The organism is Micromonospora sp. NPDC005171, from assembly GCF_040608575.1.
GTDB lineage: Bacteria > Actinomycetota > Actinomycetes > Mycobacteriales > Micromonosporaceae > Micromonospora.
The window spans coordinates 36,364-52,205 of the sequence record NZ_JBEXIM010000014.1; the positions used below are offsets into that span (position 1 = coordinate 36,364).

General features: G+C 68.7%; 12 protein-coding genes and 1 pseudogene. 8 read left to right on the forward strand and 5 right to left on the reverse strand.

Going from position 1 to position 15,842, the window contains the following annotated elements:
• The first annotated feature begins 78 nt into the window (after positions 1-78).
• The 7 genes from ABZU74_RS18665 (at position 79) to ABZU74_RS18695 (ending at position 9,676) form a co-directional block, all read left to right on the forward strand.
• Positions 79-1,101, forward strand: coding sequence for a LacI family DNA-binding transcriptional regulator (locus tag ABZU74_RS18665; RefSeq protein WP_355425109.1), 1,023 nt, complete (start codon positions 79-81; stop codon positions 1,099-1,101).
• A gap of 169 nt (positions 1,102-1,270) precedes the next feature.
• Positions 1,271-3,454 (forward strand): alpha/beta hydrolase-fold protein, encoded by a 2,184-nt coding sequence (locus ABZU74_RS18670; protein ID WP_355425111.1) that lies wholly within the window; start codon positions 1,271-1,273, stop codon positions 3,452-3,454.
• A 103-nt stretch (positions 3,455-3,557) separates the two neighbouring features.
• On the forward strand, positions 3,558-4,898 hold the full coding sequence (locus ABZU74_RS18675) for an extracellular solute-binding protein (protein WP_355425114.1): 1,341 nt from the start codon (positions 3,558-3,560) through the stop codon (positions 4,896-4,898).
• 76 nt (positions 4,899-4,974) lie between these two features.
• A complete protein-coding gene (locus tag ABZU74_RS18680) occupies positions 4,975-5,916 on the forward strand; it encodes a sugar ABC transporter permease (RefSeq protein ID WP_355425117.1) in 942 nt (313 codons plus the stop codon).
• Positions 5,916-6,800 (forward strand): carbohydrate ABC transporter permease, encoded by an 885-nt coding sequence (locus tag ABZU74_RS18685; RefSeq protein WP_355425120.1) that lies wholly within the window; start codon positions 5,916-5,918, stop codon positions 6,798-6,800. Before ABZU74_RS18680 ends, ABZU74_RS18685 begins: the two co-directional genes overlap by 1 nt.
• A gap of 49 nt (positions 6,801-6,849) precedes the next feature.
• Positions 6,850-8,577, forward strand: coding sequence for an IlvD/Edd family dehydratase (locus ABZU74_RS18690; RefSeq protein ID WP_355425123.1), 1,728 nt, complete (start codon positions 6,850-6,852; stop codon positions 8,575-8,577).
• A 112-nt stretch (positions 8,578-8,689) separates the two neighbouring features.
• Complete coding sequence (locus ABZU74_RS18695) at positions 8,690-9,676, forward strand: LacI family DNA-binding transcriptional regulator (protein ID WP_355425353.1); 987 nt, start codon at positions 8,690-8,692, stop codon at positions 9,674-9,676.
• A 94-nt stretch (positions 9,677-9,770) separates the two neighbouring features.
• On the opposite strand, the gene ABZU74_RS18700 is transcribed toward ABZU74_RS18695, so the two are convergent.
• Positions 9,771-10,451 (reverse strand): glycoside hydrolase family 30 beta sandwich domain-containing protein, encoded by a 681-nt coding sequence (locus ABZU74_RS18700; RefSeq protein WP_355425126.1) that lies wholly within the window; start codon positions 10,449-10,451, stop codon positions 9,771-9,773.
• 28 nt (positions 10,452-10,479) lie between these two features.
• Complete coding sequence (locus tag ABZU74_RS18705) at positions 10,480-11,421, reverse strand: hypothetical protein (protein ID WP_355425129.1); 942 nt, start codon at positions 11,419-11,421, stop codon at positions 10,480-10,482.
• Between the two features lie 307 nt (positions 11,422-11,728).
• On the opposite strand from ABZU74_RS18705, the gene ABZU74_RS18710 reads away from it, so the two are divergent.
• On the forward strand, positions 11,729-12,556 hold the full coding sequence (locus tag ABZU74_RS18710) for an SAM-dependent methyltransferase (protein ID WP_355425356.1): 828 nt from the start codon (positions 11,729-11,731) through the stop codon (positions 12,554-12,556).
• Positions 12,557-12,674: 118 nt separating this feature from the next.
• On the opposite strand, the gene ABZU74_RS18715 is transcribed toward ABZU74_RS18710, so the two are convergent.
• The 3 genes and pseudogenes from ABZU74_RS18715 to ABZU74_RS18725 all read right to left on the reverse strand — a co-directional run bounded on the left by ABZU74_RS18715 (position 12,675) and on the right by ABZU74_RS18725 (position 15,823).
• Positions 12,675-13,385, reverse strand: coding sequence for a DNA alkylation repair protein (locus ABZU74_RS18715; RefSeq protein WP_355425132.1), 711 nt, complete (start codon positions 13,383-13,385; stop codon positions 12,675-12,677).
• 21 nt (positions 13,386-13,406) lie between these two features.
• A pseudogene (locus tag ABZU74_RS18720) lies at positions 13,407-13,613 on the reverse strand (alpha/beta hydrolase-fold protein); the annotation flags it as partial.
• A 155-nt stretch (positions 13,614-13,768) separates the two neighbouring features.
• A complete protein-coding gene (locus tag ABZU74_RS18725) occupies positions 13,769-15,823 on the reverse strand; it encodes an N-acetylmuramoyl-L-alanine amidase (protein ID WP_355425135.1) in 2,055 nt (684 codons plus the stop codon).
• Positions 15,824-15,842: the final 19 nt, after the last annotated feature.

A 15,842-nucleotide genomic window follows, 5' to 3' on the forward strand; every position in this document is an offset into this window, starting at 1 on the left:
TGTTCGTAATGGTTCTCAGTTACGTTGGCAACATCCTGGAAACGTAACCGATAACGATTGCAGTCCAGAGAGAGCGGCATGATTGAAGTCAATGCGCCGGTAACCATGAGTGATGTCGCCCGAGCCGCCGGCGTTTCCACCGCCACCGTCTCGCGCGTCGTCAACGGGCACTACGGCGTCAGCGCTCGCACTGTCGCTCAGGTGCGCTCCGCCATCGAGCAGCTCGGCTACGAGTCGAGCCTGGTGGCCACCAGCCTCCGGCGCAGCCGCACAAACGTTCTGGGCCTGGTGGCACACAGCTTCCAGTCGTACACGGCAGAGGTGCTCAAGGGCGTGATGAAGGCGCTGAGCCGCTCGGGCTTCGATCTCATCATCTACGCCAACAGCGACCTCTACGGTTCGTACTCGGAGGGTTGGGAGCAGCGGCACCTGACCCGCCTGTCGGGCACCCTCACCGACGGGTGTATCGTCGTCACGCCCTGGGGTGACATCCGGAGCCGGACGCCGGTCGTGGCCATCGACCCGGTGCGGGGCTCGACGGCGCCCTCGGTGATGGCCGACAACCTCGCGGGCGCCACCACCGCGGTGGAGCACCTGCTCGGCCTGGGCCATCGGCGCATCGGGTTCATCGCCGGCCGCGACAGCCTGGCCTCGGCCTGGTCGCGGGAGGAGGGATACCGGGCCGCGCTGGCCACCGCCGGCGTTCCGGTCGATCCGGCGTTGATCGGCCGGGGGGATTTCAACCCCGAGTCGGCCACTCCGCTGGCGCGCGTCCTGCTGCAACGACCAGACCCGCCATCGGCGATCTTCGCGGCGAGCGACGGGATGGCCCTCAAGGTCCTGGAGGTCGCCAGGGAGTTGGGGTTCTCCGTGCCGGGGGACCTGTCCGTCGTCGGGTTCGACAACATCCCCGAGTCGGCGTCGACCCAGCCGGGTCTGACCACAGTGGACCAGTCGATGTATCAGCTCGGATACGAAGCCGCGCGGATGCTGAAGTCACTGGTGACCGGCGAGTGGGACGAGCCACGCCAGATCGTGCTTCCGACCAGCCTCGTCGTGCGCGGCTCGACGGCACCACCGAAGAGCGCGGCACGACCATGACATCCGTCCACGGGCGCGCAAGCCTGGTCGCTCCGAACAGAGCGATCAGGTCGGGTGTGGCCGTGGCAGCAGCTTGAAGGAGGTGCACGCACCACACGGCAGATCCACCGTTGAGTTGAGCCGGTCAGTCGGGTCGCATCCGCTGCCGGCACATGAAAGGGAGTGGAGTGTGACTACCGAACAGTATCACGGGCGCTTACGCCGTCTGGGCGTACGTCGGCGGCTCTCGGCGGCGTTCACCGCCGGGGTCATCGCCACCGCGGCGGTGCTCCTCGCGCCGCAACCGGCAGCGGCGGACACACCGTGGCTGGACGTCTCCCCGGACCGCTACGCCACGTTCGCTGTCCCGGCGTCGTACGTACAGGAGAACCTGGGCACCGTCTCGCAGGTCGTCGTCGAGGGAAACTTCGGCCCGTCCGCCAGTTGGGCGGAGTTCGGTCTGACCCGCCGGGGTGACGTGTGGTCGGGTGTTCTCGGCGCGCTGGAGCCCGGTCTGTACACCTACCAGGTCACCGCCGACGACACCAAGACCATCAAGGACCCGACGAACAGCACCGGTGTCGCGTCCAACCCACTGCTGAGCACCTTCCTCATCGCGGGTGACTCGGCCCGGTGGCTTGTCGACGCGCCGGCCGGCACCGGCGGGAAGATCGAGACGCTGACCTACCGGACCGGGAACGCGCAGCGCTCCGCCCTGGTCTGGACGCCACCGGGTTACGCGGCCACGGGCCCGAAGGGATACCCGGCGCTCTTCCTGCAGTCGGGTGACGGTATGGCAGCCACCGACTGGCTCGATCTCGGCCGATCCAAGCAGATCCTCGACAACCTCTCGGCCACCGGCGCCATGAGCCCGATGGTGGTGGTGATCAACAACGTCGACGCCTCGGACGACAGGGAGTTGAAGGACCTCCGGAAGGCGGTCACCGACACCTACCGGGTGCTTCGCGATCCGGCGCACCAGGCGATCGCGGGTGTGTCCGACGGCGGTGCGCAGGCGCTTCGGGCCGCGCTCACCAAGCCGGGTCAGTTCGGTTACGTCGGTGGGTTCTCCGGCACGTCGGCCCCGGCGATCGACCGGAAGGACGCCAAGGCGATCAACCGCAGCGTCAAGCTGCTGCGCCTGTACACCGGTAACGTCACCGATCCCGCGTACAACACCACCTACCGGCTGACGAAGGCGTTGGCCCGAGCCGACGTCAGGTTCGAGTTCGACGGGGTCAACCCGGACGGCGGCGCGACCTGGACCACCTGGCAGGAGAACCTCGTCGACTTCCTGCCGCGGGTGTTCCGGCACGTGGCGGACCACGGGCCGAGCCCCGGGCACCAGCCGCTCAAGCGGGAGTTCACCCCGCCACCGGCCGGCACCACCCCGACGCCCTTCGTCAGCGAGGGCGGGTTCGTCACCTTCGAGACGACCACTGACTTCACCGACGCTCAGCACGTCACGGTATGGGGGAACTGGGCGCCGGGCGGCAGCTGGTTGCGCCTGCCTCTGACCCGCGACGGCGACCGGTGGCGGGCGACGGTGGGCCCGCTGAAGCCCTGGTTCTACTACTACCGGCTGATCGTGGACCGGGTCGCGGTCAAGGACGCCTCGAACCCGACGAAAGTCACCTCCGAACCGATGTGGAGCACCTTCTTCATCCCGGGGCCGGGTGCTCGACTGCTGTCGGACGTGCCCGCCGGTCAGGGCGGGAAGGTCGAGAGCATGACCTACCCCAGCACGGTGGCCGGCCAGGACCGCACCGCGCTGGTGTGGACCCCACCGGGCTACGACCCGGGCCGGGCGCAGCCGTACCCGGTCCTCTATCTCCAGCACGGCAGTGGCCAGAGCTACACGGACTGGGTCGAGATGGGGCGCGCCAAGCAGATCCTCGACCATCAGTTCCTCGACGGCGACCTCACGCCGATGGTCGTCGTGATGGGCAACGGCAACTCGTCGAACTTCAACCGGGAACTGCGGGAGAACATCGTTCCGACGGCCCGTTCCCGTTACAACATCTCCAGCGATCCGTCCCAGCAGGCCCTCGCCGGCCTGTCGATGGGCGGCGGCCAGGCGTTGGGTGTGCTGCGCGCCTACCCGGGCGAGTTCGCCTACGTCGCGGCCCTGTCGGCCGGGTTCGGCAGCGGCACCGGCGTCGACGTGGCGGCGATCAACAACGGCACCAAGATGTTGCGCCTGTACGTCGGTGACCAGACCGACTTCGTGTACCCGAGCTTCATGGCGTCGCTGACCACGTTGAACAACCTCGGTATCCGCTACGAGTTCGACGGGGTCACCCCCGGGCCGCACGGCTGGGACGTGTGGCAGAAGAACCTCATCGACCTGGCGCCGCGTCTGTTCAAGCGCTAGGAGCCTTCGCCGGCGACGCCACCGGGAGCAGGGGTTCCTGCCCCGGTGGCGCTCGCCAGCGCATGGATGCTGTGCACCGCCATCGCCGAAGGGAACCATCTCAATGAAGAGAAGACGAATACTCGCCACGGTAGCCATGCTCGCTGTGGGAAGCGGCCTCGCCGCCTGCTCCTCCGACGAGGGCGGCAGCGACGCGAGCAATTGCACGAACACCATCACCAAGAAGGACCTGCCGGTCGTGACGATGTGGGGGTGGTACCCGAACACCCAACTCGTCGTCGACAACTTCAACAAGCTGCACGACGACGTGCAGGTCTGCTGGACCAACGTCGGGCAGGGCGGCGACGAGTACGACAAGTTCCAGACGGCCATCTCGGCGGGCACCGGCGCGCCCGACGTGATCATGGTCGAGGCGGACCGGATCCCGACCTTCCAGATCCAGGGCGCGCTCGTCGACATCAAGCAGTACGGCTACGACGCGGTCAAGGCCAACTACGGCGAGGGCGCCTGGAAGGACGTGTCGGTCGGCGACGCGGTCTACGGCGTCCCGGTCGACGGTGGCCCGATGGGCATGATCTACCGGAAGGACATCTTCGACAAGTACAAGATCACTCCGCCGAAGACCTGGGCCGAGTACGAGCAGGCCGCGCAGAAGGTGAAGGACGCCGGTGGTCCGCTGTTCGGGGATCTCGGCGCGAACGTCCCGGCGGTCCTGATGGCGCTGCAGATCCAGAAGGGCGCCTCGCCCTTCACCTATGACCCGGCGCAGCCGAAGGCGATCGGCGTGAAGCTCAACGACCAGGCGTCCAAGGACGTGCTGGACTACTGGGGCGGCCTTGCCAAGAAGGGCCTGGTCGGTACGCAGGACCAGTTCACCCCGGAGTACATCTCCGGCGTGATCAACGGCAACTACGCGACGTACATCTCGGCGGCGTGGGCGCCCGGCTACCTCACCGGCGCGGGCGTCGGTAAGGGGCAGGACACCGGCAAGTTCGCGGTGGCGCCGCTGCCGCAGTGGGACCCGGCCAACCCGGTGCAGGTGAACTGGGGAGGGTCGGCCTTCTCGGTGACCAAGCAGGCGAAGAAGCCGGAGCTGGCCGCGAAGGTCGCCTACGGTCTCTACGCCGACAAGGAGTCGCTCACCGACGGCTGGACCAACCAGATCATCTTCCCGTTGAACCTCACGGCGCTCAAGGACCCCGCGTTCGCCGACCTGAAGGTGGCGTTCTTCGACGGCCAGCAGGCGAACAAGGAGGTCTACCTCCCCGCCGCCGAGGCCTACAAGGGTGTCGCCTACGCGCCCTTCGGTCAGTACTACCTCGACGCCATGACGAAGCAGGTCAGCGAGGTCATCAAGGGCTCCGTCACGGGTTCGCAGGCTGCGGACAAGCTCCAGGAGGACGTGGCGAAGTACGCCAAGGAACAAGGTTTCACCGTTCAGTGACCGGATGGGTGGGCCGCGCCGGCACCGGCCGACCGGCCCACCCGCCACCCTCAGCGTCCACGTCCCGGAGACCAAGATGACATCCCTGACCGAGAAGCGCGCACCGCGTACTCAGCCTGAGACGCGCAAGATCCGTGGCAAGGTGCACCTCCGCGAACACCTGATGGGGTGGCTCTTCGTCGGGCCGTTCGGGGTCGTGTTCCTGGCGTTCCTCATCGCGCCGCTGGCGTACGCGTTGTACCTCAGTCTCTTCCAGAAGAAGCTGATCGGCGGCACCAGCTTCGTTCTCTTCGACAACTACGTGAAGGCGTTCACCGACCCGAGCTTCCTGTCCGGGGCGTGGTTCGTCATCCGGTTCTCGCTCGTCTCGATTCCGCTGCAGATCGTCCTCGCGCTCGTGATGGCCCTCATCCTGGACGCGGTGACCACAGTGTTCGCGCGCTTCTCCCGCCTCATGATCTTTCTTCCGTACGCGATCCCCACCGTCATCGGGGCAGTGATGTGGGGCTTCCTCTACAGCAAGGGCTTCGGCCCGCTCACCGACATCTTCGGGCTGTTCGGCGCCACCGCGCCCGACTTCCTGGGCAGCGACCTGATCTTCTATGGCCTGCTCAACGTCGTCACCTGGCAGTGGGCCGGCTACTACATGATCATCCTGTACGCGGCGTTGCAGGGCGTCGATCCGACGCTCTACGAGGCGGCCCGGATGGACGGCGCCGGGCGGTGGCAGATCGCGACGCGGATCAAGATCCCGCTGATCGCGCCCGCCCTGATCCTGATCCTGGTCTTCTCGCTCATCGGCACTCTGCAGTTCTTCAACGAACCGCAGATCCTGCGATACCTCGCCGCGGGCACCATCGGCGCGGACTTCACCCCGAACATGTACGCGTACCAACAGGCGTTCTCGCTCGCCAACTTCAACTACGGGTCTGCGATCTCCTTCGCCCTCGGCGGCATCGTGTTCATCTGCGTGTACGCCTTCCTGTTCTTCACCCGCAAGCGGAGGAGCTTCCTCTGATGACCGACCACACCAGCGTCCGCGCCGGCGCCCGCCGGCAGCAGCGCTATCTCCCTCTGCAGATCCTCCTCGGCTTCCTGGTGATCTATTTCCTCGTGCCGTTCTGGTGGGTCATCGTCAACAGCTCCAAGGACGCGCCGGGCCTGTTCGGTGGCGGCAACACCCTCTGGTTCACCGACCAGATCGACTACCTCGGCAACCTCCGGCAGCTCTTCACCTACGACGGTGGCATCTACCTGCGGTGGATCCTCAACTCCACCCTGTACGCCATCGCCGGCGGAATCGGCGCCACGGTCCTGTCGGTCATGGCCGGTTACGGGTTCGCCAAGTACCGGTTCGCCGCGCGGCGCTTCAGCTTCGCCGTCGTGCTCGGCGCGCTGATGGTGCCCGCCACCGCCCTGGTCATCCCGACCTTCATCATGTTCTCCCGGCTCGGCATGACGAACACGGTCTGGGCGGTGATCCTCCCGTCGCTGCTCAACCCGTTCGGCGTCTACCTGATGCACGTGTACGCACGCGACGCGGTGCCGGACGAACTCCTGGACGCGGCGAGGGTCGACGGCGCGGGGGAGGTGCGGACGTTCATCCAGATCGCTCTTCCCCTGATGCGCCCCGCGGTGGTCACCGTGCTGCTCCTGTCGGCCGTGGCGTCCTGGAACAACTACTTCCTGCCCCTGGCCATGCTCTCCGACAACCGGCTCTTCCCGGTGACCGTCGGCCTCGGTCTCTGGCAGGGGATCGCCTCCGCGAACAACTCGGGAGGCACCTCGCTGTGGAGCCTCATCATCCTGGGCTCGCTCGTGTCCGTGATCCCACTGGTCATCGCGTTCTTCAGCCTGCAACGACACTGGCGCGGCGGCCTGTCCGTCGGAGGTCTCCGGTAGGTCGCCCTCTCCACCAGCTCGGCGGGCGGATGAACAGAAAGGTGTACTGATGTCGACGACGAATCGACCGCTGAGAAGCGGGGAGTGGTTCGGTGCGGAAGGCCGCAACGGGTTCATCCATCGATCCTGGATGCGCAACCAGGGGTTCGCGGACGACGTCTTCGACGGTCGCCCGGTGATCGGCATCGCCACCACCTGGTCGGAGCTGACACCCTGCAACGCCCACCTGCGCGACCTGGCCGAATCGGTGAAGCGGGGCGTGTGGGAGAGCGGGGGCCTGCCGCTGGAGTTCCCGGCGATGAGCCTGGGCGAGCCGCTGATGCGACCCACGACGATGCTCTACCGAAACCTGCTGGCGATGGAGCTGGAGGAGTCGGTCCGCGCCAACCCGCTCGACGGGGTGGTCCTGCTCTCCGGCTGCGACAAGACCACACCCGGTCTGCTGATGGGAGCGGCGAGCGTCGACCTGCCGACCCTGATGCTGACCGGCGGCCCGATGCTCAATGGCAAGTTCCGCGGCCAGGACATCGGCTCCGGCACTGTCGTCTGGCGCTTCACCGAGGAGATGCGGGCCGGCCGGATGACCGCGGCCGACTGCTCCGAGGCGGAGGTCGGCATGTCCCGCAGCCGGGGCCACTGCATGACAATGGGTACGGCCTCCACGATGGCCTGTGTGACCGAGGCGCTGGGCGTGCAGCTGCCGGGGGCGGCCGCGGTGCCGGCGGTCGACTCCCGGCGGTACGCGCTCGCGCACGCCGCCGGACGCCGGATCGTCGCCATGGTCGAACAGGACCAACGGTTGTCCTCGGTGCTCACCAGGCAGGCCTTCGAGAACGCCGTCCGGGTCAACGCCGCGATCGGCGGCTCCACCAACGCCGTCGTGCACCTGCTCGCGATCGCCGGACGCCTCGGCGTCCCCCTGTCGTTGGAGGACTTCGACATCCTCACCGCCGACGTGCCCATGCTCGTCAACCTCATGCCGTCCGGGAAGTACCTGATGGAGGACTTCGCCTACGCGGGCGGCCTGCCGGTGGTGATGAAGGAGCTCGCCCCGCTGCTGCACATGGACCACATCACCGTCAGCGGCAGGAGCGTGGCGGAGAACGTCGACAGCGCCCAGTGCTGGAACCGGGACGTCATCGGCACCCTGGAGGAGCCGTTCCAGCCCGCCGGTTCGGGCACCGTCGTGCTGCGCGGTTCGCTCGCGCCGTCCGGGGCGGTGTTGAAGGTCTCCGCGGCCTCCGCCCACCTCCTCACGCACACCGGCCCGGCGCTCGTCTTCGACCGGATCGAGGACTACGTCGTCGCCGCCGACGACCCGGACCTCGACGTCACCCCCGACACGGTGATCGTCGTGCGCAACGCCGGACCACGGGGCTACCCGGGCTTCCCGGAGGTGGGTAACGTGCCGATGCCGCGACGGTTGCTCGCCGACGGCATCACGGACATGGTGCGGATCTCCGACGCGCGGATGAGCGGCACCGGCTACGGCACCTGCATCCTGCACGTGGCGCCGGAGGCGTCCGTGGGTGGCCCTCTCGCGCTGGTACGCACCGGTGACCTGGTCGCCGTCGACGTCCCGACGCGCCGCCTGGACCTCCTGGTCGACGACGCGGAACTGGCCCAGCGCCGCTCCGCCTGGCAACCGCCGAAGCCGGTGGCCGACCGGGGTTGGGTACGCCTGTACAGCGAGCACGTTCTGCAGGCAGACAGCGGCGCGGACCTCGACTTCCTCGTCGGTGGCAGCGGCAGCGCGGTGCCCCGTCACTCACACTGACGGCCACCGACGGACGAGGCCCACGAGGAACTGATTCCATGGAAGAACGGACGGCCCGCCAGTGCGAGTTCACGCAAAGGCCGCTGTGACAGCGGCCGACCGGCCACCGGTCATGGCCGACGTCGCTCGCCTGGCGGGCGTGTCACACCAGACGGTGTCCCGGGTCATCAACGGGGCACCGAGCATCAGGCGCGAGACGCGGGAGCGGGTCCTCGAGGCCATCCGACGACTCGACTACCGCCCCAACACGGCCGCCCGTGCGCTGGTGCGGGGACGGTCCGGGATGATCGGCATCATCGGCACGGCCAGGACGCTGTTCGGTCCGACGAGCATCCATCGCAGCGTCGAGGACGCCGCCCGCGCCGCTGGTTACTTCGCCACCTCGGTGAGCCTGTCCGAGGTGACGGTACGGGCGCTCAGCGACGCCACCGAACACCTCATGCGTGTGGGCGTGGAGGGCGTCGTGATGATTGCCGGCAACGACGAGGCTCTCGAGGTGGTGCGGATGACGCGCTCGAGTGTCCCCTTCGTCGTCGTGGAGGGGGATCTGTCCAGGGCCAGCGTGACCGTCGGCGTCGACCAGGTGCTCGGCGCCCGGATGGCCACCGACCACCTCCTCGAACTCGGACATCGAGAGATCGTGCACGTGAGCGGCCCGCTCAACTGGGCGGAGGCCCGCGCCCGCCTCGAAGGTTGGCGTCAGGCGATGAGTGCCGCGGGCCTACGCCCGCCGGAGCCGGTCGAGGGCGACTGGAGAGCGCACAGCGGCTACGCCGCCGGGCTGCGGATCGGTGCGATGCGCGGGACCACAGCGGTGTTCGCGGCCAACGACCAGATGGCCATCGGCGTGTTGCGCGCGCTGCACGAGCGCGGGCGGCGGGTGCCACAGGACATCTCCGTCGTCGGGTTCGACGACGTCCCCGAGGCGCCCTACCTCATCCCGCCGTTGACCACGATCCAGCAGGATTTCGGCGCGGTCGGTCGACGGGCCATCACCGCCGTCACCCAGGCCATCGACGACACGGTTCCGCAGCGCCTGCCGCTGGTCGTTCCCAAGCTCGTGGTGCGGCAGAGCACGGCACCGCCGATCGCAACCTGAACGCCGACGATCTGGGCTGGCTGACCGCCGACGGGCGGGAGCCCCAGCTGTGGCCGGGGCTCCCGCGCAGTCGAGTGCTCGGGGCGAACGGTTGTCAGAGGGTGAAGACGAGCGTGGAGATGCTGCGGGCGCCGACGTTGATGGTGGCCTGCCCGCCGTTCACGCTTGTCGGCTGGCTGGCCGCGTTGGCGTTCTGCGAGGTGAGGTAGTGCTCGGCCCGGCTGACGTTCTGCGGGGCCTGGATCACGGCGTTGTTGACCGCGCTGTTCGAGCGGTTGAGGATCACCAGGGTGATCTTCCCGTCTCCCTGGTAGGCCGTCACCTCCAGCGGCGAGGCTTTCGAGCTCTTCGTCAGGGCGACCCGCTGGTAGCCGGGGCGGACGTACTTCGCGTACTGCGAGAAGGCGTACCCCCGCTTGAGCGGAGCGCCCGCTGTGGTGCCGAACGCGGCTTCGCCGTCACCGATGAAGGAGTAGTAGCGCTTGCCGTACCACCAGATGTAGGCGTTCCAGTTGGCTTCCATCGACTTGTGCACGGTGCGCATGATGTCGTCGAGGGTCTCGTTCCAGACCGCCGCGTTGGCGGGGTTGCCCCAGATGTTGGAGCCGCCACCGTCGGCGGCGTGCAGGTTCCACTCGGTCATCCACACCGGTTTGTTGTGCTGCTCCGCCAGCGAGTACGGCCGCAGCCGGCCCGACTCCTCGGTGCCGTACAGGTGCCCGCCGATGTAGCCGATGTTGGTGCGGGCGGTAATTCGTATAACAATTTCTGTCAATGCGATCGACCGGGGACCAACCGTGCCGTCACCGGCCGCAGGCGCCGCACTGCCGGCGAGTGCGCAGGTGGTAGTCGCTGGAAGCGACGAGCAGACCCAACCCCATGACGAGGTACGCCGACATCGCCACCCACAGGAACGCGTCGGAGAACTCGCTGTGCGAGCCCGACGTCACCTGCACCATCCCCATGCCGAAGTAGGCCACGATGCCCGCGCCGAGCCCGAAGCCGGGCACCAGCAGCAGCGGACGAGGAATCGTGCGGCCGGCGAGCAGCGGCACCCACCCCGGCCACACCTCACCCCAGTGGTGCACCAGCGCCAGCGGCAGCAGCACCCCGGCCAGCACCAGACCGACCTCCAACCCGAGCAGGCTGGCGCTCTGGTCGACGCGGTCGAATCCCACCACGAACTGGGCAGCGAAGCGGGTCACCAGACCACCCACCGCGGCCCACGCGGCCCAGCGCGCCCACCGCGCGGGTGTCGAGCGTCGCGTACCAGGTCGGACGGTCCGGCAGCAGTCTGGGCAGTCGCCCCGGGTGCGCCGTTGATAGCGCGCGGTGGCCAGGCTGAGCACTGCCGCTCCGGTGACACAACCGAGCCGGCTGGCGAACGCCAGCGGGTCGAAGAACGGGCCGACGCTGAACAGCAGGAAGCCCACCAACTCCGGCAGCAGGATCGCGGCCGCCGCGACGAGCGACCCGGCGACCGTCCAGGCGAGCCCCGCGAGCGCGGGCCGCCAGGTCGCCACCCGGTCCAGGGCAACCGCCAGCCCGCCCGCCGCCGCGCACAACGCCACCGACCACCAGCCGGTGAAGCCGAGCAGGTCCAGCCCGAGCTGCCCGAACTCCGGTGCCTCGCCGACGGTCCAGACCAGACGCACGCCCCCGTATGCCACGGCCCAGCCGAGCACCGCGTACGTCAGGCCATGGAAGCCCCGACCGGCGATCGGTGTCATTGTCGATGTCGCCATGCGGCCGATCCTTCCGGCGTCGCAGGGCGGACAGGCCCCGCTGGGAGGGGAAGGCGCTCCCTCGCGGGAGGGAAGTGCCGGCCGCAGGGACGGCGATCAGAATCGGGACGGCTGTCGCTGTCGTGTCGCGACGCCCGTTGTGCCCATCGGGTGAGTCGATGGTCTTTTGTCGCCTGTGGAGCGACCGGGTGTGGTGTGGATCCCCGGCCTTCTATACCGTGGCACGGTCACGGGTGGTGACTTCCTCGACTGGGTTGTCCCGCGACGACATCGCGTACGCGTTGGATATGGGGGGTACGTCGTGACCATGGAATCGCCGACGACCGGCCGGCCGGAGGCCGGTGAGGCTGGTGCGCAGCAGAAAATCGACACGTCGGTGCCGCATTCGGCGCGGATCTGGAACTACTGGCTCGGTGGCAAGGACAACTTCGCGGTCGACCGCGAGGCCGGCGACCAGTATCGCCAGGTCTTCCCCGGTGTCGTCGACGTGGCCCGGGCCTCCCGGCAGTTCCTGGTCCGCTCGATCATGTTCCTCGCCGCCGACGCCGGCATCCGCCAGTTCCTCGACGTCGGCACCGGCCTGCCGACCGCCAACAACACCCACGAGGTGGCCCAGCGGATCGCGCCGGACGCGCGGATCGTCTACGTCGACAGCGACCCGCTGGTGCTGGTGCACGCTCGCGCGTTGCTGGTGGGCACGGCCGAGGGCAGGACCGCCTACATCGACGGGGACCTGCACGACCCGGGCGCGGTCATCGTCGAGGCCGGCAAGACGCTCGACTTCACGCAGCCGATCGGTCTCATCCTCAGCGGCGTCATGGGGCACATGCCCGACTACGAGTCGGCCCGGTCGATCACCAGGCAGTTGGTGGCGGCGCTGCCGAGCGGCAGCTACCTCTCGCTGAACGACGGCACGAGCCTGATCAGCGCCGAGATGCAGCAGGCACAGGACGACTACAACGACAGCGGGGCGACCCCGTACACCCTGCGCTCGCCCGACGAGATCGCCGGTTTCTTCGACGGCCTTGAGCTGGTCGAGCCCGGCGTCGTGCCGTGCCCGCAGTGGCGACCGGACGACGCGGTCGACACTCCGGCCGACATCGACGCCTTCGGCGGGGTGGGCCGCAAGCGCTGACGCTGTCTCCCGGCGGCGCTCGGCACCGGGCGGGTCGCCCTGCTGTCGAACGCCGCCGGACAGGACCGAGGGTCACCTCGACGGCATGTACCTCAGCGTCGAGAGCCGCGCCGGCCGACTAGACGGCACCGGACAGGTAGTCGCGGCGACGCTGCGGTTCGAACTTCTCGATCGCGTACCGCAGCATGACCCGTGGCATGACCCGGTAGCGGCGGGCGAGGAACTCCTCCTCCGCCGCTCTGTCCCGGTTGCCCACCTCGCGCAGCATCCAGCCCACCGCCTTCCGGACGAGGTCGTGCGGGTCGCGCAGCAGCCGGTCGCCGAGGCGGAACGTCCACTCGAAGTCACCGGCCCTGATGAAGGCGAAGGTCGCCATGATGGCGATGCGCCGCTCCCACATGAGGCTCGACTCGGCCAGCCGATCCAGGACGCTCCGGTCCCTGTCGATCAGCCAGGGGCCGACGATGTACGGCGCGGACGAGTCCACCAGGTCCCAGTTGTTGATCTGGCTGGTGTTGGCCAGGACGGTGTCAAAAATCTGCCCCCGCTCCCGCTCGTCGCCCTTGGCGAACTTTCGCACCAGGATGAGCAGCGAGGTCAACCGCTCCTCGTGCGCGCCGCCGGCGAGCAGCTCCGTCGTCTCAGCCAGCGAGAGGTCGCGCCAGTACCGGGCGGCCACCGTGCGCTGGTCGGGCACGGAGACACCGAGGGCCCGGTCGCCCTCGCCGTACCCACCAGGGACCATCTGGAGGAACCGGCTCGATGCCTCGGCTCGCCGAGGATCGGCGAGGCTCGCGAGTTCCCGACGCACGTCGGCGCTGGTGGCCATGACCGTGCACGCTACCCGGGGTCAGCCGGCGCGGCGTAGGCGTCCGAGCATTCCGTTGAGGTCCTGGACGAACAGGTCGTGGCGGAAGACGTGGCCACCCGGCACCTCGCGCCACTCGTGCGGGATGCTGGCTCGCGCCAGTGCCGCGCGGAACTCGCGCTGACCGGCGAGCACCTGGGTTTCGTTTGCGGTGTCGAACCAGTTGATCGAGTCGGGTGAGGTCCCGGCCGGGCCGTACCCGTCACCGGCGGCCTGGGCGGCTGACGACCCGGCGAGGGCGCCGGTGAACAACCCGGCGGCGGCCGCCGCCGAGGCACCGATGAGCCGGCGTCGGCTGATCGATGCGGGCGGGGGAACGTCGAACATTGCGGACTCCCTGGAGGTCAGAGGGTGGTCTCGTTGGGCAGGCCGAAGAAGTCGTGCCACTTCACGCCGCCGAGGAAGCTGGTGCCGGTGGAGAGGCCGACGTGGACGTCGTTGAGGTTGCCCTTGGTGAAGACGACGACGTCGTCAATGCCGTCGCCGTTGTAGTCGCCCAGGTAGGGGAACTCGCCGGGCAGGCAGAAGAAGTCGTTCCACTTGACGGTGGTGCCGACGAACGAGGTGCCGGTGGAGACGGCGGCGTAGACGTCGGCATCGGCGTTGCAGGTGAACGTGACGATGTCGTCGCGGCCGTCACCGTTGATGTCCCCGACGCGCGGCAGTTCGGTGCCGACCGCGAACAGGTCATGCCAGGTCTGCGCCGCCCCGAACACGGTTCCGGTGGACAGGGCGACGATGACGTCGGACGCCGCGACCGGCCCCTGGGTGAAGGTGATGATGTCGTCCCGGCCGTCGCCGTTCACGTCGCCGAGGGCCGGGTACTCACCGGCGATCGAGAAGTACTCGTGCCACTTGAGCGCTGTTCCGGCGAACGACGAACCGGCGGACAACGCGACGTACACGTCCCCGGCGCCGTCGTGGGTGAAGGCGATGATGTCGTCGCGACCGTCACCGTTGACGTCCCCCACCGCGGCGACCTCGGCGTTCGGCGCGAACCAGTCATGCCACTTGGTGGCGCCGGCGAACGACGACCCGTTCGACAGCGCCACGTAGACGTCGGCGAGGGTGCCGTGCGTGAACGCCACGATGTCGTCGCGCCCGTCGCCGTTGAAGTCCCCGGACAGCAGCGTCTCGTCGTTGAGCCCGAAGAAGTCGTTCCACTTCACCGACGTCCCGGCGAACGAGGAGCCGGTGGACGCCGACACGTACACGTCGTTGAGCGAGCCGCGGGTGAAGGCGACGATGTCGTCGCGGCCGTCGCCGGTGAAGTCCGTCGGCGACCCGGCCAGGTACCGGCCTCCCGAGCCGCCGGCGTTGACCAGGGAGATGTAGTAGTTCCAGTTCCAGTTCGGGCCGGGGTCGGTGTGGTCGTTGCCGGGCATCTCGTTGTGGCCCCTGATCGACGCGCGGGTCTTCGGCAGCCCGTACCTGTCGCAGAGGTAGCGGGTCAGCGCGGCGGACGACCGGTACATGGCGTCGGTGAACCAGGCCGGGTTGTCCACGAACCCCTCGTGTTCGATGCCCACCGAGTACGGGTTGGCCGAGCGTGCGTGGTAGGCCGTGTCGCCCTCGCGCACCATCTGAGTGATCTCGCCGTTGCTCGACTTCACCACGTAGTGCGCGCTGACCCCCGCCGACGGGTTCTGGAACCAGCTCACCGTGCCGGCGTACGACCCCTGGGTCACGTGCACCACCACAGTGGTTATCCGCGCCGACCGGCCGGCCTGGTAGTTGCCGCTGTAGGCGGGCACCCACCGGGCCAACGCGTACTCCGGCACCGCCGCCGCGATGTTCGCACCGGCGGCGCCTGCGGGGGCGACCCCCGCGTAGCGGCCGAGTTCGGGTCGGAGCGGTCGCGGCGCGACCGGTACCGGTCCGGCGGCGATACCGGTGCGCAGCAGGTCGTAGACGTGGTCGGCGTAGAGCCGGGCGGTCGAGGGGTCGACGGCTGCGCTGTAGCGCGCCACCACCGGATACCAGGCGGAGAGCCGGTCGCGTGCTCCGCCGGTCAACCCCTCGGCGTCGGCCAGGTCGCGGAGCACCGCCGCACCGCCACGGATGTTGGCGGCGGTGACCGAGCGCAGGCGGTCGACCGGTTCGCCGGTGAGCGTGGCCGCCCGCTCCAGGCTGTGCTGGGTGGGGTTGCTGACGAGGTGCATGACCCCGTACCCGTTGGCCTGACTGGGCAGGCCGCCGTGCCCGTCCAGCCGGGACTCACCGTAGCCGACGGCGACCAGCAGGTCCCGGGGCACGTCGAACTCGGCGGCGGCCCGGGTGAAGTCAGCGGTGATCGAGCCGGGTGCCGCGGGTCCGGCCGCGTCGGCCGGCGCGGCCGCGACCTGACCGGCAAGCGTCGCCGCCAGGAAGAGGGCGCACGTGCCCCTGGTCAGTCGCATGGGGTCTCCAATCCGCTGA

Excerpts from the sequence above, each read along its gene's own strand:
- ABZU74_RS18725 (WP_355425135.1), bottom strand. The coding sequence starts at position 15,823 with ATGCGACTGACCAGGGGCACGTGCGCCCTCTTCCTGGCGGCGACGCTT.
- ABZU74_RS18665 (WP_355425109.1), top strand. The coding sequence starts at position 79 with ATGATTGAAGTCAATGCGCCGGTAACCATGAGTGATGTCGCCCGAGCC.
- ABZU74_RS18710 (WP_355425356.1), top strand. The coding sequence starts at position 11,729 with ATGGAATCGCCGACGACCGGCCGGCCGGAGGCCGGTGAGGCTGGTGCG.
- ABZU74_RS18690 (WP_355425123.1), top strand. The coding sequence starts at position 6,850 with ATGTCGACGACGAATCGACCGCTGAGAAGCGGGGAGTGGTTCGGTGCG.
- ABZU74_RS18675 (WP_355425114.1), top strand. The coding sequence starts at position 3,558 with ATGAAGAGAAGACGAATACTCGCCACGGTAGCCATGCTCGCTGTGGGA.
- ABZU74_RS18705 (WP_355425129.1), bottom strand. The coding sequence starts at position 11,421 with ATGGCGACATCGACAATGACACCGATCGCCGGTCGGGGCTTCCATGGC.
- ABZU74_RS18685 (WP_355425120.1), top strand. The coding sequence starts at position 5,916 with ATGACCGACCACACCAGCGTCCGCGCCGGCGCCCGCCGGCAGCAGCGC.
- ABZU74_RS18680 (WP_355425117.1), top strand. The coding sequence starts at position 4,975 with ATGACATCCCTGACCGAGAAGCGCGCACCGCGTACTCAGCCTGAGACG.
- ABZU74_RS18695 (WP_355425353.1), top strand. The coding sequence starts at position 8,690 with ATGGCCGACGTCGCTCGCCTGGCGGGCGTGTCACACCAGACGGTGTCC.
- ABZU74_RS18715 (WP_355425132.1), bottom strand. The coding sequence starts at position 13,385 with ATGGCCACCAGCGCCGACGTGCGTCGGGAACTCGCGAGCCTCGCCGAT.